Source organism: Cupriavidus sp. SW-Y-13 (assembly GCF_009793345.1).
In the GTDB taxonomy this organism is placed as follows: domain Bacteria; phylum Pseudomonadota; class Gammaproteobacteria; order Burkholderiales; family Burkholderiaceae; genus Cupriavidus.
Genome location: NZ_WHLX01000002.1, coordinates 234,133 through 257,325, shown reverse-complemented (window position 1 = coordinate 257,325; position 23,193 = coordinate 234,133). Strand labels below are relative to the sequence as shown.

Here is a 23,193-nt window from a genome sequence, read left to right as displayed (position 1 = left end):
CCGATGCATCCCGGCTGCGGCCGGACCCTGCAGATGCAATCCGCGAAATGCAGTCCCCTGTCACCCATTCGGGTGCGCCGCACGGCGAACATGGTGACGACACGCGCACCGCGATGTCGAGTGCCACGATCCGGCGCGCGTTCCTCGATCACGTGTTCTACACGCAGGGCAAGCTGCCCGGGCACGCCAGCGGCAACGATCTCTACCAGGCACTGGCGCACACTGTGCGCGACCGTCTGGTGCAACGCTGGATCAGCACGGCCGAGGCATACCAGATGCAGCCATCGCGCACGGTGGCTTACCTGTCCGCCGAATTCCTGATGGGTCCGCATCTGGGCAACAACCTCGTCAACCTCGGCATCGTCGAGGAGGTGCGCGCGGCCATGGCCACGCTTGACCTCGACCTCGACGACATCCTCTCGCACGAGGACGAACCCGGTCTTGGCAACGGCGGCCTGGGCCGTCTGGCTGCCTGTTTCATGGACTCCCTGGCCACGCTGGAAATTCCCGCGCTCGGCTACGGCATCCGTTACGAATATGGCATCTTCCACCAGAGCCTGATCGACGGCCAACAGGTGGAAACCACCGACACGTGGCTGCGCCATGGCAATCCGTGGGAAATCCAGCGGTCCGAATGGGCTGTGCAGGTGCGGCTGGGCGGGCATACCGAGCGGTACACCGATGACCGGGGCCGCTACCGCGTGCGCTGGGTGCCGGAGAAGACCGTGGTGGGCGTGCCGTTCGATTCCCCGATCCTCGGCTACCGCGTCAATACGGTCAACACGCTGCGGCTCTGGCGTGCGGAAGCCACCGAGGCGTTCGACTTCCACACCTTCAACCGGGGCGATTACCTTGGCGCGGTGAACAAGAAAGTCACGTCCGAGAACCTTACCAAGGTGCTGTACCCCAACGACGAAACGGTGCAGGGCAAGGAACTGCGGCTGGAGCAGCAATACTTCTTCGTGGCGTGCTCGCTGCAGGACATGCTGCGGCTGCTGGCCACGCACGGCATTCCGGTCACGCGCTTTCACGAGAAGTTCGCCGTGCAGTTGAACGATACCCACCCCGCCGTGGGTATCGCGGAACTGATGCGCCTGCTGGTGGATGACCACGACCTGGCCTGGGACGATGCCTGGCACATCACGCGGCACGCGTTTGCCTATACCAATCACACGCTGCTGCCCGAGGCGCTGGAGCAATGGCCGCTCGACCTGTTCCAGCGCATCCTGCCGCGCCATCTCGAAATCATCTACGAGATCAACGCGCGATTCCTCGACGAGGTGCGCATCCGCTTCTATGGCGACGAGACGCGGCTGGCACGGCTTTCCCTGATCAACGAGCAGGGCGGGCGCTACGTGCGCATGGCGGGCCTCGCCTGCGTGGGCAGCCACGCGGTCAACGGCGTGGCCGAACTGCATTCGCGGCTCATGCGCGAGGACGTGCTGCAGGATTTCCACGCGATGTGGCCCGACAAGTTCACCAGCATCACCAATGGCGTCACGCCCCGCCGCTGGCTCGCACTCTCGAATCCACGACTGACGCGCCTGATCAACGAAGCCATCGGTGACGGCTGGATCAAGGACCTCGACCGCTTGCAGGCCCTTGAGCCGCTTGCCGACGACGCCAGCTTCCGCGAGCAGTGGCAGGCCGTGCGCCACGCCAACAAGCAGGACCTGGCGCACGTCATCCGCGAAACCACGGGCGTGATCGTCGATCCTTCGTCGATGTTCGACGTGATGGTCAAGCGCATTCATGAGTACAAGCGCCAGCATCTGGCCGTGCTGCACATCATCGCGCTCTATCACCAGATCAAGTCAGACCCGCACGCCGAGGTGGTGCCGCGCACGTTCCTGTTCGCCGGCAAGGCCGCGCCGGGCTACCACTACGCCAAGCTGATGATCCGCTTTGTGACGTCGGTGGCCGAGGTGGTCAATCGCGACCCGCAGGTACGCGACCGGCTCAAGGTAGTGTTCCTGCCCAATTTCAACGTCACGTACGGGCAGAAGATCTACCCCGCCGCCGATGTCTCCGAGCAGATTTCGCTGGCAGGCAAGGAAGCGTCGGGTACCGGCAACATGAAGTTCGCCATGAACGGCGCCATCACCATCGGCACGATGGACGGCGCCAACATCGAATTGCGCGATGCCATCGGCGCCGACAACTTCTTCCCCTTCGGACTCAACGCTACCGAGGTCTATGCGCTGCGCGCAGCCGGCTACCACCCGTCCAGCTACTATGAAAGCAGCCCGGAACTGCGCGCGGTGGTAGACCTCGTGCAGCACGGCTTCTTCTCGAAGGGCGACGCAGCCGTGTTCCGTCCCCTGTTCGACGGCCTGCTGCAGCATGACCCCTACATGCTGATGGCGGACTTCGCGTCGTACCTGCAATGCCAGCGCGAGGTCTCCACGGCCTATCTCGACACCGAGCGCTGGCAGCGCATGTCCGTGCTGTCGTCTGCACGCTCGGGCCGCTTTTCCTCGGATCGCGCCATTCGCGAATATTGCGAGCGCGTCTGGCACGTGGATCCAGTGCCGGTCTGCCTGCTGCGGCGGTCCAGCGGCCATGTCCAGGGGCCGCGCCGAATCGCGGACAGCATGGAAGGCGTCGATAGCTTCAGCGAGCGCTGCAAATAGGAAAGCCCGCGCCGGCAGGCGCTGCCCGCTGCGGCACTTTCTACAACCACGCGGGCAGCTTATACATCGAGGTTGCACGGATGTTGCGGCGCGGGGGGGCACTCCGCCCGCCGCCGCCCGATTTGAAGCGGCCATCGCGCAGTGCAGCAAGCTGGCACAAAGTTCGCATTGTTGTTCGCTCGCGTCGTCTCCGGACGGCCGGGCATCAAGCCGAAGCAGTGGCCAGGCATAACAACAATCGAGCGGAGTCTCACCTTGAACGCGAACATCTTGTTTGTGGCGGCGGAAGCCCATCCCCTGGCCAAGACCGGCGGGCTGGCGGATGTAGTAGGTGGATTGGCGATCGCGCTACAGCAGCGTGGCGCCAGCGTCACCATCCTGATGCCTGGTTATCCGCGCGCAATGGCCGAGGCGCGCGATCTCCGCAGTCTCGGCGCGATCCGATTGCCGATGGCACTGCCGCCGGGCCATAGTCCCGCACGGCTCATGCATGGCCTGCTGCCCGATTCGGGCGTGCACGTGGTCTTCCTCGATTGCCCGTCGCTTTACGACCGGCCCGGGTCGCTCTATGTTGACGCCACCGGCCGCGATTTCTGCGACAACGCCCAGCGCTTTGCGGCACTGGCCCACGCCGCCACGGCCATCGCCGCTGGCGAGACACCCTTGCCCGTACCGGCCCTCGTCCACGCACACGACTGGCATGCGGGGCTGACACCACTGCTGATGCACGCGCGCGGCATCGACATCCCCTCGGCCTGCACGATCCATAACCTGGCCTTTCAGGGCGTGTTTCCGATGGAGATGGCCCCCACGCTGGGCATTCCTGCCAGCTACCTCACGCCGGACGGCATCGAGTTCTGGGGCAAGCTCAATTTCCTGAAGGCCGGCATCCGCTACGCCAACCGCGTGACCACCGTGAGCCACACCTATGCACGCGAGGTGCTCACGCCGCACTTTGGACACGGCCTCGATGGTTTGCTCAATCACCGCGCCGATGTCCTGGGCGCGATCCCGAATGGTGTGGATACCTCGGCATGGTCGCCCAGGACAGATCGCTTGCTGCCACAGCGCTACGATTCACGTTCGCTCGCCGGCAAGCGCGCATGCAAGGCTGCACTGCAGGCCCGTCATGGTTTGTCGCAAGACCCAGACCGCCCCATCGTCGCGATGGGTAGCCGGCTGACGCATCAGAAGATGGCCGATGTGGCGCTTCATGCCATCGAGGCCGCGCTGCATACGCACGCAGACGTGCAATTCGCGGTACTCGGCTGCGGAGACCCCAGGCTGGAAGCCGCATTCGTAGCGCTTGCACAGAAGTATCCGCAACGCGTGGGCGTCTCTATTGGTTATCGCGAGGAAGATGCGCACCTGTTGCACGCGGGGGCCGATATGCTGCTGCATGGCAGCCGCTTCGAGCCGTTCGGGCTCACACCGGTCTACGCGATGCGCTATGGCACCGTGCCCATCGTCTCGCGCGTGGGTGGCCTGGCCGACACCGTGCGCGACGTGGGCGACGAAGCCGCGCCCGCCGCTCGCGCCAATGGCATCGTCTTCGATGGCGAAAGTGTCGAAGCCATGCGCTCGGCCATCGCGCGTGCACTAGGATGGTATGGCCGCACGCGGCACTGGCGCAGCCTGCAGCGCACCGGCATGCAAACCGATTTCGGCTGGGAGAATCCCGCGCGTCAGTATCTGGCAATGTATGGTGCGCTCAATCCCGCACTCGCCACGCTGCCTGTGGTGGACCCTGTGTTGGAACCCGTCGCACCGGTGGTGGACACCGTGCGCAAGGGCCGTCCCGTGGCGATGCCCGAGGCGCCCGTGCTGTCTCCCGCCCAGTCCGGTACGGCGCCCTCGCCGGCCTGACGGGTCGCCCTGACTCTTGCTTTGAGGTAGCGCATCATGATGACCGCTGCACCGATGGCTACGCGTCCGGGCACGCCGCCCGGACCCAACTGGCAAACCCTGGGCGCCGATGCGCGCCTGATTCCTTGCGGCGAAGACGGCGAGGAAGCCTATCGCTTCGGTCCCGTCAGGCTGGCCGATGGCCGGGTCCTGTTCCGGCTCTGGGCACCGGATGCCGCGGCACAGGGCCAGGCGCTGCGCGTGGAAGTGGCCGGACTGCCGCCCACGCCCATGGTGGCACGCGACGATGGCTGGTACGAAGGTGCCGCGCCGTGCTGCCACGGCGCGCGCTACTGGTTCCGGCTCGACGACGGCACCATCGTCCCCGATCCCGCATCTCGCCAGCAGGCCGAAGATGTCCATGGCGCCAGCGTGGTGTGCCTGCCGGCCACCGAGACGGATTCGTTCGCGTGGCGTCACACCGAATGGCGCGGACGCCCATGGCACGAAGCCGTCGTCTACGAAATGCACGTAGGCCTGTACGGAGGATATGCCGGCGCCACTGCGCAACTGCACCGGCTGGCCGCGCTCGGCTTCACCGCCATCGAACTGATGCCGCTCGCGGAATTTCCGGGCGGGCGCAACTGGGGGTACGACGGCGTACTGCCGTTCGCACCCGAGCACAGCTATGGCACGCCTGACGAACTGCGCACGCTGGTGGATACCGCGCATGGACTGGGGATGATGGTCTTGCTCGATGTGGTCTACAACCACTTCGGACCGGAAGGCAACTACCTGCATCGCTACGCGAGCGCGTTCTTCCGCGAGGATCGCCAGACACCATGGGGCCCGGCCATCGACTTCCGCCGCGCCGAGGTGCGCCGCTTCTTTGGCGAGAACGCGCGCTACTGGCTGGAATCATTCCGCTTCGACGGACTGCGGCTCGATGCCGTACATGCTATCGAAGACGAAGGATGGCTGCCGCAACTCGCCAGGCAACTGCGCGCATGCCTGCCGGGCCGATATCTGCATTTGGTTCTGGAGAACGACCACAACGACGCCGCGCTGCTCAATGCCGGCTATGACGCGCAGTGGAGCGACGATGCCCACCATGCGCTGCACGTGCTGCTGACCGGCGAGCACGACGGCTACTATCGCGAGTATCAGCAGGCCCTGCCCGGCGCCACGCCGCCCGCTTCTCTCGGCACGCCCGCCCTGCATCACCTCGCACGCATTCTTGCCGAGGGTTTTGCATGGCAAGGCGAGGTATCGCCGCATCGCAGCGGCATGGGTGGCGACGACGGCGATGGTCCCCTGCAAGGCCGCGAAGTCCGGCGTGGCCAGCCTAGCGCATCGCTCTCTCCCACATCGTTCGTGATGTTCCTGCAGAACCACGACCAGACCGGCAACCGCGCCTTTGGCGAACGGCTCGCGGCACTGGCCGAGGCCGAGGCACTGCGCGCGGCGGTGGCGCTTCAATTGCTGTGCCCGCAGATTCCGCTCGTCTTCATGGGCGAGGAACATGGCGCGCGCACGCCGTTCCTGTACTTCACCGACCATCCGCCCGAGCTGGCGCAGGCCGTACGCGACGGACGGCGGCGTGAATTCGGTGCATCCGCTGCGTTCCGCAATGAGGCCGACGCCGCGCGTATTCCCGATCCCAATGCCGCGGAAACCTTCGAGCAGTCGCGGCCGGTTTGCGATGACACCGACGGCTATTGCCGCGCGTGGAATCACTACTACGGCGAGTTGCTGTCGATCCGTCGAAACGAGATCATGCCGCGCCTGCAAGGCAGCCGTTCGCTCGGCGTGACGCTGCTCGCGGACAAGGCACTGGTGGCACGCTGGCAACTGGGCGACGGTAGCCGCTTGTCGATCTGGCTTAACCTTGGCGAGGAACCTGTGGTCGTCAATTGCGATGGAGGTCGCATGCTGCATGCGAGCCAGTCCGGCGCCGTTGCCCAACTCAGCGCTGGCACCTTGCCGGAACACTGCTGCATTACCTGTCTGCATCCCGCCTGATGGTGCCATGAACGAAGCTGCCGATCTGACTCACGCCGGGGTGCCCCGCGCCACGGCGCGGCTCCAGTTGCACGCCGCGTTCACGTTTGCCGATGCCGAGTCGCTGGTGCCTTACTACGCGGGGCTCGGTATCAGCCACCTCTATCTCTCCCCGATCACTGCGGCGCGGCCCGGTTCCACGCACGGGTACGACGTGATCGACTTCACTCGCATCAATCCGGAGCTCGGCGGCGAAGAAGGTTTTCTTTCGCTGGCCCGGCGCGCCCGTGACGCGGGACTGGGCATCGTGATCGACATCGTGCCGAACCACATGGCCGCCGATGCCACGCACAACGCGTGGTGGCGCGATGTCCTCGCCCATGGCACGCAAAGCGAGTACGCGCACTATTTCGACATCGACTGGCAGTCACCCGACCCCGATTTGCGCGGCAAGGTGCTGCTGCCGATCCTTGGCGATCCGTACTGGGACGCGCTGAACGCAGGCCGTTTCACCACGCGTTGGAACGATGCTGGCGAATCGATGCTGCAATACGGTGATCTCGCATTGCCGCTGACCTTGCCACCCGGTGTGGATACGCTTCCCGAAGACACTGCCGCGCTGCATCGTCTGCTGGAGCGCCAGCACTACCGGCTCGCGTGGTGGCGCACGGGCGCGGCCACGCTGAACCGGCGACGGTTCTTTGAAATCACCGAACTGGCTGGCGTGCGCGAAGAAGCCGACGATGTGTTCGAGGCCGTCCACGCACTGGTCTTCCGCCTGTATCGCGAAGGCTGGATCGACGGACTGCGCATCGACCACGTAGACGGTCTGGCCGACCCGGCCCGCTATTGCCAGCGCGTGCGCGAGCGGCTCGATACCCTGCGCCCGGGCCGCCCCGGCGACCTCGCGCGCATGCATCCATGGCTCGTAATCGAAAAAATCCTCGGCGAGCACGAGCCACTGCCGCCCAACTGGCGGGTGGATGGCACCACGGGTTATGACTTCATGGACGAGGTGAGCGCCGTGCTGCACGACACCCATGGCGAAGCGCCGCTGAACATGCTGTGGATGCAGATCAGCGGCGATGCGCGTCCGTTCTCGGCCTATGTGCATGCAGGACGACACCGGGTGCTGGCGCGACATCTCGTGGCAGAATTCGATGGCGTCTGCCACCGGCTGCACACCGTGGCGCGCGCCAATCCCGGCACGCGCGATCTCACACTGCATGCACTGCGCCATGCATTGACCGCGTTCCTCTGCGAGATCCCGGTGTATCGCAGCTACTACGCATCGACACCGGCCGATCATCCTCGCGATACCACGTTCGACGCCGAGATGATCGGCACCGCGGCCAACCATGCCCGTCTGCATCTGGCACCCGATGAAACGGCCGCACTCGATTTCATTCTCGGCTTTCTGCGCGACGAGGGAGATGACGAACCCGCCATCGCCATCCGCACCAAGCTGCAGCAACTCATGCCCGCGCTGGCCGCGAAATCCACCGAGGACACCGCGTTCTATCGCTATGGCCGGCTGCTGTCGCGCAATGAGGTAGGCAGTGATCCGGGCACGATGGCCATGGCGCCCGAGCGATTTCACGCTCGCATGCAGACGCGACGCGAACACTGGCCGCACGGCATGCTGGCCGTGGCCACGCACGATCACAAGCGTGGCGAGGATGCCCGCATGCGGCTGGCGGTATTGAGCGAACTCGCGGAGGAATGGGCCGAAGCCGTGGCCGGCTGGGAAGCGCGACTCGCCCCGCTGCTGCTGGCGTCGCCACACGGCCCCGATGGCGTGGACCGGCTGATGCTCTATCAAACGCTGATCGGCGCGTGGCCCGCCGATTCTCAATCGCTCTCAACGGAAAACGCGCAAAAGGATTTCATCGACCGCATCCTGGCGTGGCAGCAGAAATCCATTCGCGAGGCCAAGCGGCATGGCAGCTGGACACATCCCGACCTGGCCTACGAGTCGGCGAGCGAGGCATTCCTGCCTGCGCTGGCGATGGGCGACGCGCAAAGCGTGCTGGAAGACATCGGCCGCTTTGCCGAACGCATCGGCCCGTGTGCCGCACTCAATGGCCTCGCACAGTCGCTGTTGCAACTGACCGCGCCTGGCGTGCCGGATCGCTACCAGGGCAACGAAGGCTGGGATTTCAGCCTGGTCGATCCCGACAATCGGCGCGCGCCCGACTATGCAAGGCTTCGCAACCAACTCGAATGCCGCGCCGGCTGGGCGCAATGGCTGACGCGCTGGCGCGACGGCCGCATCAAGCAGCAATTGATCCGCTCGGCGTTATCCGTGCGGCGCGAACATCCATCCCTATTCGCCCAAGGCAGCTACGAACCCCTGCAGGCCAGCGGCGAACTGGCGCAAAGCGTGCTGGCCTTCCGGCGCCGTCAGGGCAACGCGCAGGCCGTGGTTGCGGTCACACGACTGGCCGCTCGCCATGTAGACCCGTCGCTGCCCCGTATCCCGCCGCACTGCTGGCGCGATACGGGCATTCACATCGGCGATGGGGATGGCGACGTGCAATGGCTGGATGCGCTGACCGGCAATGCCGTCAGCGCACAAGCGGGATGGCTGCGCGCTCGCGATGTGTTCGCGATGCTGCCAGTCGCGTTGCTGATCCGGACTTAGTGATGCAGCCGATGCGCATCGGCATCGAGCAGTTTCTCCGCGGCGTCACCGCGCAGGCCACGGTAGTAGACATGCACGCCGATGGCCAGCGAGTCATGGCGGATTTCATTGAGTGCGCGCCATGCCTGCGGCGCGTTGCGGAATGCGAGGTAATGCGCTTCGGACGCCACCAGCGCGGCCACATCGTGCAGGCCGTGGTTCTGCAACGCGCTGACAAGCATGTCGAGGCTGCGATGCGTGCGCGCATCGGTGCGCGGGTAAAGCATGTGGAGCAATGCCACCGGGCCGCCGGGCTGCGCCGTGAAAGCGGCCACGATGTCCTGGTGCTGGAGCGCGGTGACCGGCTCATCGGCCTGGGTACGAACGGGCGGTTGTTGGGCAAACACGGTGTGGTTCATGGCTTTACCTCCAAACAAATCTGAGCGACTGTGGAGGAAAGAATAAGGCAGCTTTGCGGCGGCGCAATATGCATTTGCAACAACAATGCGTTTCATCCTTGCCGATGAACATATTGTTCGCGCCGCTGTCTGAAAGCCATTCGATGAAAGGCTTTAGAAAGAAATCGATCCCAAGCCGAGGTGATGGAGCAGCACGAGACTGTGGCGCCCCTGAAACCAGAGGTCATCGGACACCACCAGCGCGATCATCCATGAGGCGGCAACGACGATCAGGTCGCAGCGTCCGCTATTCCACAACTTCAACGAGTGACGCCCCGCGATCCAGGGCACACCAAGCGGGTTGGGCCAGTCCGCCAGCAGGTGCATGACGCCCCCGCAGGCAAAGCCGAATGCGGGCGCCGCAATGGCATGCGTGCCCAACGCCGTGTATGACCACGCCAGCAGACCGAGCCACGCCACGCCCCAATGCGTCCAGGTCCGATGCGTGATCCACAGGCGGCGCGACTTCGACCACCACGCCACTTCCATCCAGTCGGGCGCCGTGCTGCCCAGCACCGCTGCCACGAACACCGCCGCGCTCATCCAGTGCCACCCGCCGATACCGTGCTTGCAGGCCACGGCGACGGCGATGACGGCCGCCGCCCAGCCTGTGGCGTGATGTGCTTTTCGTGAGGCCATGATGCAACTGCGGTGATTTGCCGGGTCTGTAAGGGGGCGCAATGTTGGCAGATCTGCCCATGAAACGCCAGCGTCATTCCACGCGTCCGACCCCATGCTAGGATGAACGCCCACCCGCCGTCCCCTCGCAGCAGCCTCCGGCCCATGACCACCCTCTACGCCACGCTCGGCGTCCAATCCGACGCCACACAGGACGAGATCCGACGCGCATACCGTCGTGCCGCGATGAAATGGCATCCCGACCGGAACCTCGGCCGCGAAGCCGAGGCCCACGACGCCTTCCAGGAAGTACGCAACGCTTACGCCATCCTCTCCGATGCCGTGCAGCGCCAGGTCTACGACGAGGTCTTCGAACGCGAGATGCAGCGCTGGCAGGCCGAGCACGCTGCCGAGGAAGAACAGGAACGCGCGGCCCAGCGTGAAGCCCAGCGCATCGCGCAGGAACACTACGAGCGCATGGTGACTATCGCCATGCGCTTTGCCGACCTCGGACACAATCGCGACGTCATCTTTGGCGCCCTGCTCGGTCGCGATTGCGAAGCCGGCCTGGCGGCGCGCGTCGCGGACAGCGTCTGGGCGCTCCAGCAATCGCGCAACGCACCGCCACAGGCGGCAGCATCCGCCAGCGAGGAAGAGCGACACCCACGACAGGACACCGGCACCTTCGATTCGTTCTGGCGTGGATTGTTCGGCGTGCGGTCGTAGCGGGAATCGGATGGCGGGTGTCCGAGACATACCCGGGCACCCAGCCATCGCACCAACCGCTACCGCTGCGGTGCGAGCGTACCGAGCAGGCCGCCGACGATCGGCAGGTTGCCAACCGGGCTGACCGGGCTGGTCGTACCGCCACCGCCGGTTGCACCCTTCAGTGCATCGGTGACCGGCTTCAGGACCGGCGCAAGCGGGCCGCCGCCCGTCGCGTTCGTGACGGCGCCCACGGTCGATGTCACCAGATGGCTCACCGGCGCGAGCACGGCGGGCGCACCTGGCAGGGTCCCGCCCGGCGACGTTATGCCGCCGAGGCTGCCCAGCAGGCTGGTGACGGGTGCCAGCGGATTCGCGGGCGAGGTGCCGCCCGGCGTCACGACCGCTCCGCCCAGTGCCGACACCGCCGTGCCCACGGTTGCCACGATGCCGCCGACCTCACCCACAACCGGCACGTGGGTCTGGGCAATCGTCGTACCGGTCTGATTCACGACGCCCCCTACAGCCGTCAGCAAATTATCGAGCGAGCCGCCAAGACCGGTCGTGGCGCCGATGGTCTGCGTGGCGTTGCCCAGGACCGAGGTCAACGGCACGATGGCCGTGTTGGTGGTAGTCAGCAGTTGATTGACCGGATCGGCCAGCACCGTTGGCGAGAGGCCACCCACCAGGCTGCCGGTCTGCTTGACGGCCGATCCGACTGGCGCCGTCACTGCCGCCAGCGGACCCGTGCCGAGCGTGCCGACGGTATCGCCAACACTGCTGACCACCGCACCGACTTCGGCCAGCGGTGTCGGACCGGTTGGCCCTGTCGCGCCGGTAGGTCCTGTCGGGCCAGTGGCTCCGGTAGGACCCGTCGCTCCTGTAGAGCCAGTCGCTCCAGTAGCACCCGTAGCGCCCGTAGCGCCTGTAGCGCCTGCGGCGCCGGTCGCCCCCGTGGCACCCGTAGCACCGGCAGTACCCGCCGCGCCCTGCGATCCTTGCGCACCCGTTGCACCCGTTGCACCCGTTGCCCCCGTGGAACCCGTTGCACCCGTCGCACCAGCGGCCCCGGCATCTCCCGGTACGCCCTGCACGCCAGCCGATCCGGTCGCACCGGGCTTGCCATCATGCCCGTTGGCACATCCACCCAGCAACGCCGCCACGCTGACCACCACGCCAATCCAGTATTGTTCCTTCTGCACGATGCCCCTCTCTCGTTCTGTGTTGGGATGGACACCGAGAAGGCAACCGCCGTGCCATTGAAGCGTGCGCTGCAAACACACGGGCCAGGCTCGCACCGCATGGCCCGCAAACCCGCGCCCGCCATGCGTTTCGCACCTCGGAATACAAACGGGCCGCGCGTTTGATACGGGCGGCCCATCGTGTTGGCGCCGTTACGTGTTACGTAACGTGCCGGAGGTTGCGGCACATCGGCGCAGTCATTCGAACGGCTTGGGCTTGGGCGTGTTGTCCCGCGACGGCGGCAGGATCGGCATCGTGAGACGAGGCTGATCGCCAGTCAGCGTATGCAGGAAAGCCACGATGTCCGCGTTCTCCTGCGGCGTGAACGTGCGGCCCAGTTGCAGGCGACCCATCACATCCACCGCCTCGGTCAGTGTGGCCGCCTCGCCATCGTGGAAGTACGGATAGGTCAGCGCCACGTTGCGCAGCGTAGGCACCTTGAAGCTGAATCGATCGGCATCCTTGCCGGTCACGGCCGCGCGTCCTTCCGATGGGTTGCCTGTCTTGTACGGCGCCACCAGGCCCATCTTCTGGAACGACGAGCCGCCCAGGTTGGTGCCGCTGTGGCACGCCACGCAACCTGCGGACTTGAACAGTTGATAACCGCGCAGTTCCTGCGCATCGATTGCCGCGCGATTGCCCTTGAGCCATTTGTCGAAGCGCGCATTGGGTGTGACCAATGTTTCCTCGAACGCGGCCACGGCCCGCGTGATTTCGTCGATGGTCAGGCGATCCGTCTTGAAGACGGTCTTGAACTCGCTCACATATTCGGGAATCGATTTCAGCGTATCCACGGCCAGTGCGTGCGTGAAGGCCATTTCCACCGGATTCGCAATCGGCCCCTCCGCCTGTTGCCTGAGATCCTTTGCGCGGCCATCCCAGAACTGCACGAAGTTAAGACTCGAATTCAGCACCGTGGGCGAGTTGATCGAACCTTGCTGCCACTTGTCGCCAATCGACACCTTGAGGTTGTCCGAGCCCCCCATGCTGAGGTTGTGGCACGAGTTGCACGAAATAAATCCCGAGCGCGACAGCCGCGGCTCGAACCAGAGCTTCTTGCCGAGTTCGACGCGCGCGGGATCGATCACCTTGTGCGCCACGATGGGCTGGATCGGCTCCTGCGCGGCAGCCGCGCCAGCGCCGGCAGTCAGTGCGAACGCAGCCAGCAGAGAGATGAGGGGGAGAGTTGTATGGAAGGTCATGGGAGCAGTCCGTTTGCCTGCCCCACCACATGCCGGAGCAGCGCAATCGATTAAGCGCCCACACCGCATTGACAGCCTTGACAGCCATCAAGCCACATCGGCCATCGCCGCAATCTCCCTCCGTTTGCGGCGGGTCTACGCGCCATTTGTTGTGCCCGGCGCGAAAACAGACAAGTCATTCACACCACTTTCCTGTCAGTCGCGTCGTGTTCCTGTCGATTCGGCCCACGCCTCTGGTATGTGCGCGCGGCGTGGCATATACCTGTCACATCCCAACCGATTGATGACGAGGTTTTCCGATGCGACACGAATCCAGGTTTCCCCCCTCCCGCGACGCTGGCGATGAAGCGTGGGCCTACTGGCGCGCGCGCCGCATGGTACGGGCGCTGCGTGGCTGGTATATCCACCTGATGGTCTATGTGGTGGTCAACAGCTGGCTGTGGTTGCGCTTCTTCTATTTCCCCAGCCCGTCGTGGTCACACCATGCGGAGCACGGCTGGCCCTGGCCGCTGACCACCACGCTGGCATGGGGGCTTGGCCTTGCGATACACGGCGTACTGGTCTATACCCGACTCTCGCGCCGAGGGCGCGACTGGGAAAGCCGCAAGATCCAGGAGTTCATGGATCGCCAGTAGTGCGGTGGCTACATCTGCCTGAAACGATGCACGTAGGCGCGCGACACCGCGAGTTCGGTGTCGCCCTCGCGCATCCGCACGAACAGTCTTCCCGAATCGTCGCGACGCGTGCCCGCCACGTGTTCCATGTTGACGATGGTCGAGCGATGCACCTGCCAGAAGACCTCGGGATCGAGTCCGTCGATCAGTTCCTGCAGCGGCGTACGGATCAGGTGCTCGCCCTCGCGCGTATGCACCACCACGTATTTGTCGTCGCTCTGGAAATACAGCACCTCCTGGATCGGCACATGGCTGGTCACATTGCCACGGCTCGCTCTCACCCACCGCAGCGGACCCGCGCCACTCTCGTTGCGGGCCTGTCCGCGCGTGAGTTGCCCCAGCAGTTGCGCGAGTTCCGGCAGCGGCGCAGCGTCCTGTAGTGCCTTGCGCAGTCGTTCGATGGTGCGGCCGAGTCGTTCGTCGGTGACTGGCTTGACGAGATAATCCACAGCCGCGCGATCGAACGCATCGAGCGCGAATTCATCGTACGCCGTGACGAACACGAGACGCGTATCGGTCTCGATGCCTTGCGCCACTTCCAACCCGGACAGCCCCGGCATCTTGATATCGAGGAAGGCCACGGCGGGTGCATGCCGGGCGATGGCTTCAGCGGCCTCGATGCCGTTGGCCGCTTCGGCAACGATATCGAGTTCGGGCCACAGCCGCGCGAGCTTGCCACGCAGATGCGCACGCAGATGTTCCTCGTCATCAGCAATCAACGCCGTGGGCACGGTGGGGTTCATGCAGCGTCTCCGGTTCGGAATGTACGGGGCAAGGGAATCTCGATCAGCACGGCAGTGCCTGGCGCGCGGTCTTCGATGCGTACATGCGCGTCGCCGTCATAGAGCACGGCCAGCCGCTCGCGCAGGTTGGCGAGACCCACACCGGAACCGCCAGAGGGCTTGAAGCCCATGCCATCGTCCTCGATGGTCGCCAGCATGCGCGGGCCGCGCCGCTCCAGCTTCACCAGCAGATGGCCGCCTTCGATCTTCGGCTCCAGCCCATGCTTGATCGCGTTCTCCACCACGGGCTGCAACAGCATCGGCGCCAGCGGCGCACCATCGAGCGAGGCATCCATATCGACCGTGTATTGCAACCGGTCGCCCATGCGGATCTTGATCAGCGCGAGATAGTCGCGCAGCAGCCGTGCTTCCTGCGCGACGGTGCCCTGCGTGGCGCGGCTGGCCGCCAGCGACGCGCGCAGATAGGCGATGAAGTGTTCGAGCATCAGCGTGGCTTTCTGCGGCGCGGGGTCGATCAGACTGACCACATTGGCCAGCGTGTTGAACAGGAAGTGCGGCTCGATCTGCGCCTGCAGCAGCCGCATCTGCGCTTCCACGAGTTGCTTCTCCGTGGACAGCGTACGCACCTGATCGCGCGCCATGTACTCGGCAATCTTGCGATCTTCCCAGCTTCGTCCCAGCATGCCCACACGGCTCCACGTCACGATGCCGTGCGCAGCCAGCCCAATGCCCCAGCCCATCAGCGGCGCACCGCCCCATGGACGATGCGTCGATGACAGCAACCCAGCGATGATCAGCGCCGCATTGACGCTGATATACATCACCAGATGGAGATAGAAAAAGCGCAGGCCACGCACGCGACGCCGCGCTTCCTCGTAGGCTTGCTGGTCGGCGGGGGTTCGCCAGAGATCGGGATCGACGTGACGCACGGCAGTCCGGGTGGCAGGGAATGGCGCGAGATTACCACCGCGCCGCGTGCGCCAACATCCGGGTTGGCGCGGATCGACGGAAATCCGGCGCCATTTGCGGAAACACGGCGTGGTCAGTTACCGAATCGTCGCGGATCGTAAGGCGTGGGATCGACGTAAGTCGGCTCGCGATCGAACAATTCGGCCAGCAGCCGCGCGGTGGCCGGCCCCAGCGTCAAGCCCTGATGCCCATGTCCGAAATGAAACCAGAGCCCCGCATGACGCGGCGCGCGTCCCACCACAGGGCGCATGTCTGCGATACAGGGTCGTGCGCCCATCCATGGCTTGGCTTCGACAGGCTTGCCCAGCGATACCAGATCGGCCGCGAGCATTTCCGCACGCTCGGACTGCACGGGCGTTGGCGCAGCGTGGTGATGGGCGAACTCCGCGCCCGTCGTGAGTCGCAGCCCCTGGCGCATCGGCGCGAGCAGGATGCCGTTTTCGGTATCGAGCAACGGACGTTCCGGCATGGCAGCCACTTCATAGTGCCGGTGATACCCGCGCTTTACGAACAGCGGCAGCCGATAGCCGAGCGTTCGCGTCAAGCCTGCCGCCCACGGTCCGAGCGCGATCACCGCGTGTTCGGCGCTCACATCCCCATCGGCCGTGCGCACCGTCCACCCACTGCCCTGCTGCCGCAGCGTCTCCGCATCGCCGCGCACGAACACGCCACCCTCGCGCTCGAACAACGCGGAATAGCGCGCCACGAGTTCGCCGGGGTCGCTGACGGTCCACGGATCTTGCCAATGCACCGCTCCCGCCAGTGGCTGCCGCAATGCCGGCTCCTGTGCAGCCAGTGCCGCGCTATCCAATACCGCATGGCGAAGTTCGTGCGTGGTCGCCACTTCCTTCGCGTCCTTTGCGGCGATCTCGAACGCGGCAGGCGTGCGATACGCCTCCAGCCATCCCGACTTGCGAATCAGATCCTGCGCGCCGGAACGCTCGATCAGCGGTGCATGTTCGTCGATGCAATGGCGAATCAGCGCGGCATAGGCCGTAACGATCGGACCATAGCGCTGCGGCGCCGAGGCATGCCAGTACCGTGCAAGTGCAGGCACCAGCGACGGCAGCGCACGCAAGTGATAGTGAACGTCATTGCCGCGCCGTGCCGCCACGCGCAGGATCGCCTGCCATGCGCGCGGAAATGCGTAAGGCTGCACGGCTTCGCGCTGGATGATGCCGGCGTTGCCATAGGACGTTTCGCGTCCCGGGGCGTTGCGATCCACGAGACACACGGCATGGCCGCGTTGCTGCAAAGCGAGTGCCGTCGATACGCCGACGATGCCGGCACCGAGCACGATCACATCGGTCTGGCGCGTACGAGAAAGTTTGGAAGCGTCTGTCATGAGGTTCTGACTGCGGTCTTGCGGGATGTTGAGGTCTTGCGGCGACGCGTGGGAACGTTCTTCGCGCTGCTCTGCACGATATCTTGCGCCGTCTCGCGCAGGCATGCGGCAAGTTCGGTCACGCTCGGCGGCAGGCGACGTTCGCGCAACGTAATGAGTCCGACGGGCGGCAACTCCACTTCCACATCCATCGCCAATACATGGAAGCGTCCTTCGGCCTGCATCTGCCGACCCACCGACCGTGCGACGAATCCCGCCGCCTGCCGCTGCGCGACGAACGTGGTCACGGCAAGGTAGGAAGACGATTCCATGATATCGGCGGGCGGCTGCTGCCCGTGCCGGAAAAATGCCTGTTCGATCTTGACGCGCAGCGATGCCCACGGCGGCGGCAGCACGAGTGGATATGCAGCGAGGTCGGCCCAGCCAACCTTTTTCTTTCTGGCCAGCGGATGCGCAGGCGCGACGATGGCAACCATCGGCTCCTCGTACAACGCCTCGGTCACAAGGTCCGGCGCGGCGTATGCCGGTTCGAGCCGCCCGACGATCAGGTCGAGTTCCGACAATCGCAGGCGCGGCAGCAGGTGCGTGAGATCGCCTTCTTCGATCAGCACAGTCGCGCGCGGCGAGCGATCCTTGAGCCGCGCCACGGCCTGCGCCAGCAGCACCGGCAAGGTCGCGCCCATCGATCCCACGCGCACGCGCCCTGCTGCGCCGCTGGCCACCGCTTCGATCTCATCACGCGTCACATCGTATTGGGCGAGCACCGAGCGCGAAAAGCGCACCAGCGATTCGCCGGCTGCCGTAGGTTCGGTGCCGCGCGTGGAGCGCGTGAACAGCGTCATGCCGAGCATCTTCTCCACCTCGGCCAGCACTTTCGACACCGCAGGCTGGCTGACCGACAGGAATTCTGCCGTGCGGCCCAGATGCCGGAATTCGTCCAACGCCACCAGCAATTGCAGGTGACGCAGCTTGATGTTGGAGCGGAAGGCGCGGTCGATATGTGCCATGCCGTGGAGTCTACATAACCCAAAGCCTATGAAGCAATGCCAATTTTTGATTGGATGGTTATGACCAGCATGTCCACAATGCAGGCATGGCGATGGGCAAAGACCCGTTGCGACACACAACGATCCTGACCGGAGACAACCCCCATGAAACCTGGCCATCCCGCCAGCCCGATGCGCCGCCGCCTGTTGCTAGGCAGTGCCGCCGCCACCGCTGCTGCTGCCACCAGTACCACCAGCCTGCTGATGCCGCGCGCGGCGCACGCCGCGACGTATCCTGACCGCCCCATCACGTTCATCTGCCCTTGGCCCGTTGGTGGCACGGCAGACCAGTCGATGCGCGCGCTGTGCCAGGTGGCGTCGGGCATCCTCAAGCAATCCATCGTCGTGGAAAACCGCGCGGGCGCGTCCGGCATGATCGGCACCAAGGCACTGGCGCGCGCCAACCCGGATGGGTACACCATCGGCCAGATTCCGATTTCGGTGACGCGGTTCTCGCAGCTCGGCATGCTCCAGCTCGACCCGCGCAATGAACTGACGTATCTCGCACGCACCTCGGGGCAGACGTTCGGCATTGCCGTGCCGGCCGGCTCGCGCTTCAAGACCCTGGCGGATGTGATCGCCGAAGCCAAGGCCAATCCCGGCCGCATCACGTATGCCCACGCCGGTATCGGTGGCGCCACGCATGTGGGCATGGAGCAGTTTGCGCTGGCCGCAGGCGTGAAGTTCAACGCCATCGCCTACAAGGGGGGATCGCAGGCGCTGCAGGACGTGCTGGCGAATCAGGTAGACCTGCTCGCGGATTCCAGTTCGTGGGCGCCGCATGTGGAAGCTGGCAAGCTGCGGCTGCTGTGCACGTGGGGCGAGCAGCGCACGCCGCGCTTCAAGGACACGCCCACGCTCAAGGAGCTGGGCTACAACCTCGTGGTGGAAGCGCCCAACGGCATCGGCGCGCCGAAGGGCCTGCCCGCCGACATCGAGAAGAAACTGCGCGATGCCTTCCGCGATGCCGTGGCCAGCACCGAGTTCAAGTCCGTCGCTGCCAAGCTCGACGCCCCGATCATGTATCTCGATGGCCCCGACTACAAGAAGTACGTGGCCGAGGTGTATACGCAGGAAACGCAGTTGATCCAGCGCCTGAAACTCAAGGACATGCTCGCCCAGAGCTGACCTGCATCCCTTGCCAACTGTGACCCCAAACCCCGTCATTCGCCTGCACGCCAACGACAATGTGCTGATCGCACGCACCGACCTGACGCTGGGCCAGCGTCTGGAAGAACTGGGCGTGCGTGCGCGCGCCCAGGTGCCCGCCGGCCACAAGATCGCCGCACGCGCCATCGCCCAGGGCGAACAGATCCGCAAGTACGACACCGTGATCGGCGTGGCCGACCGCGACATCGCACCGGGCGATCACGTGCACAGCCACAACCTGCGGCTCGTGGATTTCTATCGCGATCCCGAGTTCTGCCGCGATGTGCGTCCCGTGGACTACGTGCCCGAATCGGAGCGTGCGACGTTCATGGGATTCGTGCGCCCCGATGGCCGCGTGGGCACGCGCAACTTCGTCGGCATCCTGTCGTCGGTGAACTGCTCGGCCACGGCGATCAAGCACATTGCCGCGCATTTCACCAAGGAACGGCTTGCCGCGTTTCCCAATGTCGATGGCGTGGTGGCATTCGCGCAGAGCAGCGGCTGCGGCATGTCATCGCCGAGCGAACATTTCGATCTGCTGCGCCGCACGCTGGCGGGCTATGCGCAACATGCAAACCTGGCTGGCGTGCTGATCGTCGGCCTGGGCTGCGAGCGCAACCAGGTGGCGTCACTGGTGGAATCGCAGGGACTGGTGCCGGGCGAGAACCTGCACACGCTTGTCATGCAGGACACGGGCGGTACGCGCGCGACGATTGAAGCAGGTATCCGCGCGGTGGAATCGATGCTGCCAGCCGCCAACGCGTTCACGCGTCAGCCGGTCAGCGCGAGCCATCTCAAGATCGGTCTCGAATGCGGAGGCTCCGATGGCTTCTCGGGCATCACGGCCAACCCGGCGCTCGGTGCGGCGATGGATATCCTTGTGCGGCATGGCGGCACGGCGATACTTTCCGAGACACCGGAGATTCATGGCGTGGAATACATGCTCACGCGGCGCGCGGTGACACCCGAGGTGGGTCAGAAGCTGCTGGATCGGCTGGCGTGGTGGGAACGCTATACCGCCGGGCATAACGCGCAATTCAATGGCGTGGTGGGACACGGCAATCAGCAAGGCGGGCTCGCCAACATCTTCGAGAAATCGCTTGGTTCCGCGATGAAGGGCGGCACCACGCCATTACAGGCCGTGTACGAATACGCCGAGCGCATCGACAAGGCCGGCTTCGTGTTCATGGACTCGCCGGGATATGACCCCGTTGCCGCCACCGGCCAGATCGCCAGCGGCGCCAACCTGATCTGCTTCACCACGGGCCGTGGTTCGATGTTCGGCTCCAAGCCTGCACCGACCATCAAGCTCGCGTCGAACTCGCCGATGTATCACCGGCTGGAAGACGACATGGACATCAACTGCGGCCTCGTGCTCGACGGCGAACTGAGCGTGGCGCAGATGGGCGAACGGATCTTCGCGCACATCCTGCGGGCCGCGTCGGGGGAACCGACCAAGAGCGAACTGCTGGGGCTGGGTGACCATGAGTTCGTGCCCTGGCATGTGGGGATTGTGAGCTAACCAACGACCCCCGCTCTCCCCTCGGTTTGCTCCCCTCTCCCGCTCAGCGGGAGAGGGGCCGGGGGTGAGGGCCAGCCTTTCAACCACGACTACGCTTCAACCTTCGCGCATGCTCCCCCTCCTCCACACCCAAAACCACATCGCGGGCGAATGGTGCGACAGCCGCGCCCGCTTCGACGTCACCGACCCCGCCACCGGCAACATCATCGCCAGCGTCCCCGACAGCGATGCCGATGACGCAAAACGCGCCACCGACGCCGCCGCAGCAGCATTCCCTGCCTGGAGCCACCGCACGGCGCGTGAGCGCGCGCAGATCATCAAGCGCTGGCATGCCCTGATCCTCGCCAACGAGCAGGACCTCGCACGCATCATCTCCGCCGAACAAGGCAAGCCGATGCATGAGAGCGTGGGCGAGGTACGCTATGGCGCCTCGTACGTGGAATGGTTTGCCGAGGAAGCCACGCGCATCTGCGGCGACGTCATCGCGGAAGCCGTGCCGGGCCGCAGGATGCTCGTACTGAAAGAACCGGTCGGCGTAGTCGCCGCCATCACACCGTGGAACTTCCCGCTGGCGATGATCGCGCGAAAGATCGCGCCAGCACTTGCTGCGGGATGCACGGTCGTGGCCAAGCCCGCCGAAGACACGCCACTCACCGCGCTCGCACTGGTTCACCTGGCAGAACAGGCAGGATTACCAGCCGGCGTGCTCAACATCGTCACCGCCTCGCGCGAACACACGCCAGCCGTCGTCGATGCCTGGCTGGCAGACCCCCGCGTGCGCAAGATCACGTTCACGGGTTCCACGCCGGTCGGCAAGCACCTCGCACGCGAGTCGGCGGGCACGCTCAAGAAGCTGTCGCTCGAACTGGGTGGCAACGCACCGTTCATCGTGTTCGACGATGCCGATCTCGACGCCGCCGCCGATGGCCTGATGGCCGCCAAGTTCCGCAACGGCGGCCAGACCTGTGTCTGCCCGAACCGCGTCTACGTGCAGGCGGGCGTACACGATGCCTTCGTGGAGAAGCTGGCCGCACGCGTCGGCGCCCTGCATGTTGGCCCCGCCACCGATCCCGCCTCGCAAATCGGTCCGATGATCAATGCGCGCGCCGTGGAGAAGATCGATCGCCATGTGCGCGATGCCGTGAGCCACGGCGCGCGCGTGGTGGTCGGCGGTGAACGCGTTCGCACCGGCGACGGCCCTCACTACTACGCGCCCACGGTGCTCGTCGGTGCCACGCCCGATATGGCACTGGCGCACGAGGAAACCTTCGGCCCGGTGGCCCCCGTGTTCCGCTTCACGCATGAGGACGAGGTGGTGCGCGACGCCAACGACACGCCTTTCGGCCTGGCCGCGTACTTCTATTCCAACGATGTCCGGCGCATCTGGCGCGTGGCGCAGGCGCTGGAAGCGGGTATCGTCGGCATCAACGAAGGCGCCATCGCCTCGGAAGCCGCACCGTTCGGCGGCGTGAAGGAATCCGGCTATGGCCGCGAAGGATCGCGCCATGGACTTGACGATTACATGCATACCAAGTATCTCTGCCAGGGCCAGCTTGGCTGATCCGCAGGATCTTCGACAGCCAGCCCCAGACATTTCAAGGAGACGCCCCTTCCATGCCCGCCCATAACCCGTTCAAGGCCGCACTGGCCGCACGCCAGCCGCAAATCGGCCTCTGGATGTCCGGCGCCGAGCCCTACATGGCCGAGATCACCGCCACGGCTGGCTTCGACTGGTTACTCGTCGATGGCGAGCACGCGCCCAACGATGTGCGCTCGATCCTGCGCACGCTGCAAGTGCTGGCCCCGTACCGCTCGCAGGCGGTGGTGCGTGCCGTATCGGGCGAGACCGCGCTGATCAAGCAGTTGCTCGATATCGGCGCGCGCACGCTGCTGGTGCCGATGGTCGACACCGCCGAGCAGGCCGCCGCGCTGGTGCGCGCCACGCGCTATCCGCCATTTGGCGTGCGCGGCGTGGGCAGCGCCGTGGCGCGTGTTTCGCAATGGAGTGCCCGCAAGGACTATCTCGACGTGGCCGATGACGAGGTCTGCCTGCTGGTGCAGGCTGAAACCGTTACTGCCATGCAGAACCTGGAAGCAATCTGCGCCGTGGATGGCGTCGATGGCGTGTTCATCGGCCCCGCCGATCTGGCCGCGTCGATGGGTCATCGCGGCAAGCCCGGCCACCCCGAAGTGCAGGCGCAGATCGAACAGGCGATGCGTACCATCGTTGCCAGCGGCAAGGCTGCCGGCACGCTGACTTCTGACAACACGCTGGCACGCCGCTATCTCGACCTGGGCTGCACGTTTGTGGCCACGGGCGTGGATGTGCTGGTCTATGCTAACGCCGCACGCAAGCTCGCCGCCGAATTCCTGCCCGACCGGGCCAACGCGATCGCCGCTCCGGGCGCCGCCTACTGA

18 protein-coding genes are annotated in these 23,193 nt (G+C 65.3%); 10 read left to right on the top strand and 8 right to left on the bottom strand.

Translation table 11 applies throughout. The features are described from left to right. Nucleotides 1–113: 113 nt before the first annotated feature. The 4 genes from GA566_RS17055 to treY all read left to right on the top strand — a co-directional run bounded on the left by GA566_RS17055 (nucleotide 114) and on the right by treY (nucleotide 9,123). The gene (locus GA566_RS17055; RefSeq protein ID WP_160474633.1) at nucleotides 114–2,633 is read left to right on the top strand and encodes a glycogen/starch/alpha-glucan phosphorylase; all 2,520 of its coding nucleotides are present in this window, start codon (nucleotides 114–116) and stop codon (nucleotides 2,631–2,633) included. 255 nt (nucleotides 2,634–2,888) lie between these two features. Next, nucleotides 2,889–4,499 (top strand): glycogen synthase GlgA, encoded by a 1,611-nt coding sequence (glgA, locus tag GA566_RS17050; protein WP_160473464.1) that lies wholly within the window; start codon nucleotides 2,889–2,891, stop codon nucleotides 4,497–4,499. Nucleotides 4,500–4,538: 39 nt separating this feature from the next. Next, a complete protein-coding gene (treZ, locus tag GA566_RS17045; RefSeq protein ID WP_370459362.1) occupies nucleotides 4,539–6,500 on the top strand; it encodes a malto-oligosyltrehalose trehalohydrolase in 1,962 nt (653 codons plus the stop codon). Between the two features lie 7 nt (nucleotides 6,501–6,507). Then, nucleotides 6,508–9,123, top strand: coding sequence for a malto-oligosyltrehalose synthase (treY, locus tag GA566_RS17040; protein ID WP_160473462.1), 2,616 nt, complete (start codon nucleotides 6,508–6,510; stop codon nucleotides 9,121–9,123). On the opposite strand, the gene GA566_RS17035 is transcribed toward treY, so the two are convergent. Next, a complete protein-coding gene (locus tag GA566_RS17035; protein WP_137924768.1) occupies nucleotides 9,120–9,521 on the bottom strand; it encodes a hypothetical protein in 402 nt (133 codons plus the stop codon). The two genes, treY and GA566_RS17035, sit on opposite strands and share 4 nt — an antisense overlap. Nucleotides 9,522–9,674: 153 nt before the next feature. Continuing rightward, on the bottom strand, nucleotides 9,675–10,199 hold the full coding sequence (locus GA566_RS17030; RefSeq protein ID WP_137924767.1) for a metal-dependent hydrolase: 525 nt from the start codon (nucleotides 10,197–10,199) through the stop codon (nucleotides 9,675–9,677). A gap of 144 nt (nucleotides 10,200–10,343) precedes the next feature. Here GA566_RS17030 and GA566_RS17025 point away from each other — a divergent pair, with 144 nt between their 5' ends. Next, complete coding sequence (locus GA566_RS17025) at nucleotides 10,344–10,904, top strand: J domain-containing protein (protein ID WP_160473461.1); 561 nt, start codon at nucleotides 10,344–10,346, stop codon at nucleotides 10,902–10,904. Nucleotides 10,905–10,963: 59 nt separating this feature from the next. Here GA566_RS17025 and GA566_RS17020 read toward each other — a convergent pair whose 3' ends face one another. Both GA566_RS17020 and GA566_RS17015 read right to left on the bottom strand, forming a co-directional pair. Next, the gene (locus GA566_RS17020; protein WP_370459318.1) at nucleotides 10,964–12,085 is read right to left on the bottom strand and encodes a collagen-like triple helix repeat-containing protein; all 1,122 of its coding nucleotides are present in this window, start codon (nucleotides 12,083–12,085) and stop codon (nucleotides 10,964–10,966) included. A 237-nt stretch (nucleotides 12,086–12,322) separates the two neighbouring features. Then, nucleotides 12,323–13,327 (bottom strand): cytochrome-c peroxidase, encoded by a 1,005-nt coding sequence (locus GA566_RS17015; RefSeq protein ID WP_137928083.1) that lies wholly within the window; start codon nucleotides 13,325–13,327, stop codon nucleotides 12,323–12,325. 299 nt (nucleotides 13,328–13,626) lie between these two features. Between GA566_RS17015 and GA566_RS17010 the strand changes: the two genes are divergently transcribed. Beyond that, the gene (locus GA566_RS17010) at nucleotides 13,627–13,962 is read left to right on the top strand and encodes a 2TM domain-containing protein (protein ID WP_160473460.1); all 336 of its coding nucleotides are present in this window, start codon (nucleotides 13,627–13,629) and stop codon (nucleotides 13,960–13,962) included. Nucleotides 13,963–13,970: 8 nt separating this feature from the next. Here the strand turns inward: GA566_RS17010 and GA566_RS17005 are convergent, their stop codons facing one another. From GA566_RS17005 to GA566_RS16990, 4 genes are all read right to left on the bottom strand, one after another. Then, on the bottom strand, nucleotides 13,971–14,744 hold the full coding sequence (locus GA566_RS17005; protein WP_160473459.1) for a LytTR family DNA-binding domain-containing protein: 774 nt from the start codon (nucleotides 14,742–14,744) through the stop codon (nucleotides 13,971–13,973). Next, nucleotides 14,741–15,601: a sensor histidine kinase gene (locus tag GA566_RS17000; RefSeq protein WP_370459361.1), complete on the bottom strand. Its 861-nt coding sequence runs from the start codon at nucleotides 15,599–15,601 to the stop codon at nucleotides 14,741–14,743. The genes GA566_RS17005 and GA566_RS17000 overlap by 4 nt, the downstream gene beginning before the upstream one ends. A 185-nt stretch (nucleotides 15,602–15,786) precedes the next feature. Next, on the bottom strand, nucleotides 15,787–17,058 hold the full coding sequence (locus GA566_RS16995) for an FAD-binding oxidoreductase (RefSeq protein WP_160473457.1): 1,272 nt from the start codon (nucleotides 17,056–17,058) through the stop codon (nucleotides 15,787–15,789). Then, nucleotides 17,055–18,065, bottom strand: coding sequence for a LysR substrate-binding domain-containing protein (locus tag GA566_RS16990; protein WP_160473456.1), 1,011 nt, complete (start codon nucleotides 18,063–18,065; stop codon nucleotides 17,055–17,057). Before GA566_RS16990 ends, GA566_RS16995 begins: the two co-directional genes overlap by 4 nt. A gap of 144 nt (nucleotides 18,066–18,209) precedes the next feature. Here GA566_RS16990 and GA566_RS16985 point away from each other — a divergent pair, with 144 nt between their 5' ends. From GA566_RS16985 to hpaI, 4 genes are all read left to right on the top strand, one after another. Next, on the top strand, nucleotides 18,210–19,232 hold the full coding sequence (locus tag GA566_RS16985) for a tripartite tricarboxylate transporter substrate binding protein (RefSeq protein WP_160473455.1): 1,023 nt from the start codon (nucleotides 18,210–18,212) through the stop codon (nucleotides 19,230–19,232). A 19-nt stretch (nucleotides 19,233–19,251) separates the two neighbouring features. Further along, nucleotides 19,252–20,775 (top strand): UxaA family hydrolase, encoded by a 1,524-nt coding sequence (locus tag GA566_RS16980; protein ID WP_137928085.1) that lies wholly within the window; start codon nucleotides 19,252–19,254, stop codon nucleotides 20,773–20,775. A 109-nt stretch (nucleotides 20,776–20,884) separates the two neighbouring features. Next, complete coding sequence (locus GA566_RS16975; protein ID WP_160473454.1) at nucleotides 20,885–22,336, top strand: NAD-dependent succinate-semialdehyde dehydrogenase; 1,452 nt, start codon at nucleotides 20,885–20,887, stop codon at nucleotides 22,334–22,336. A 53-nt stretch (nucleotides 22,337–22,389) separates the two neighbouring features. Next, nucleotides 22,390–23,193, top strand: a complete 804-nt coding sequence (gene hpaI / locus GA566_RS16970; RefSeq protein ID WP_137928075.1) for a 4-hydroxy-2-oxoheptanedioate aldolase — start codon at nucleotides 22,390–22,392, stop codon at nucleotides 23,191–23,193.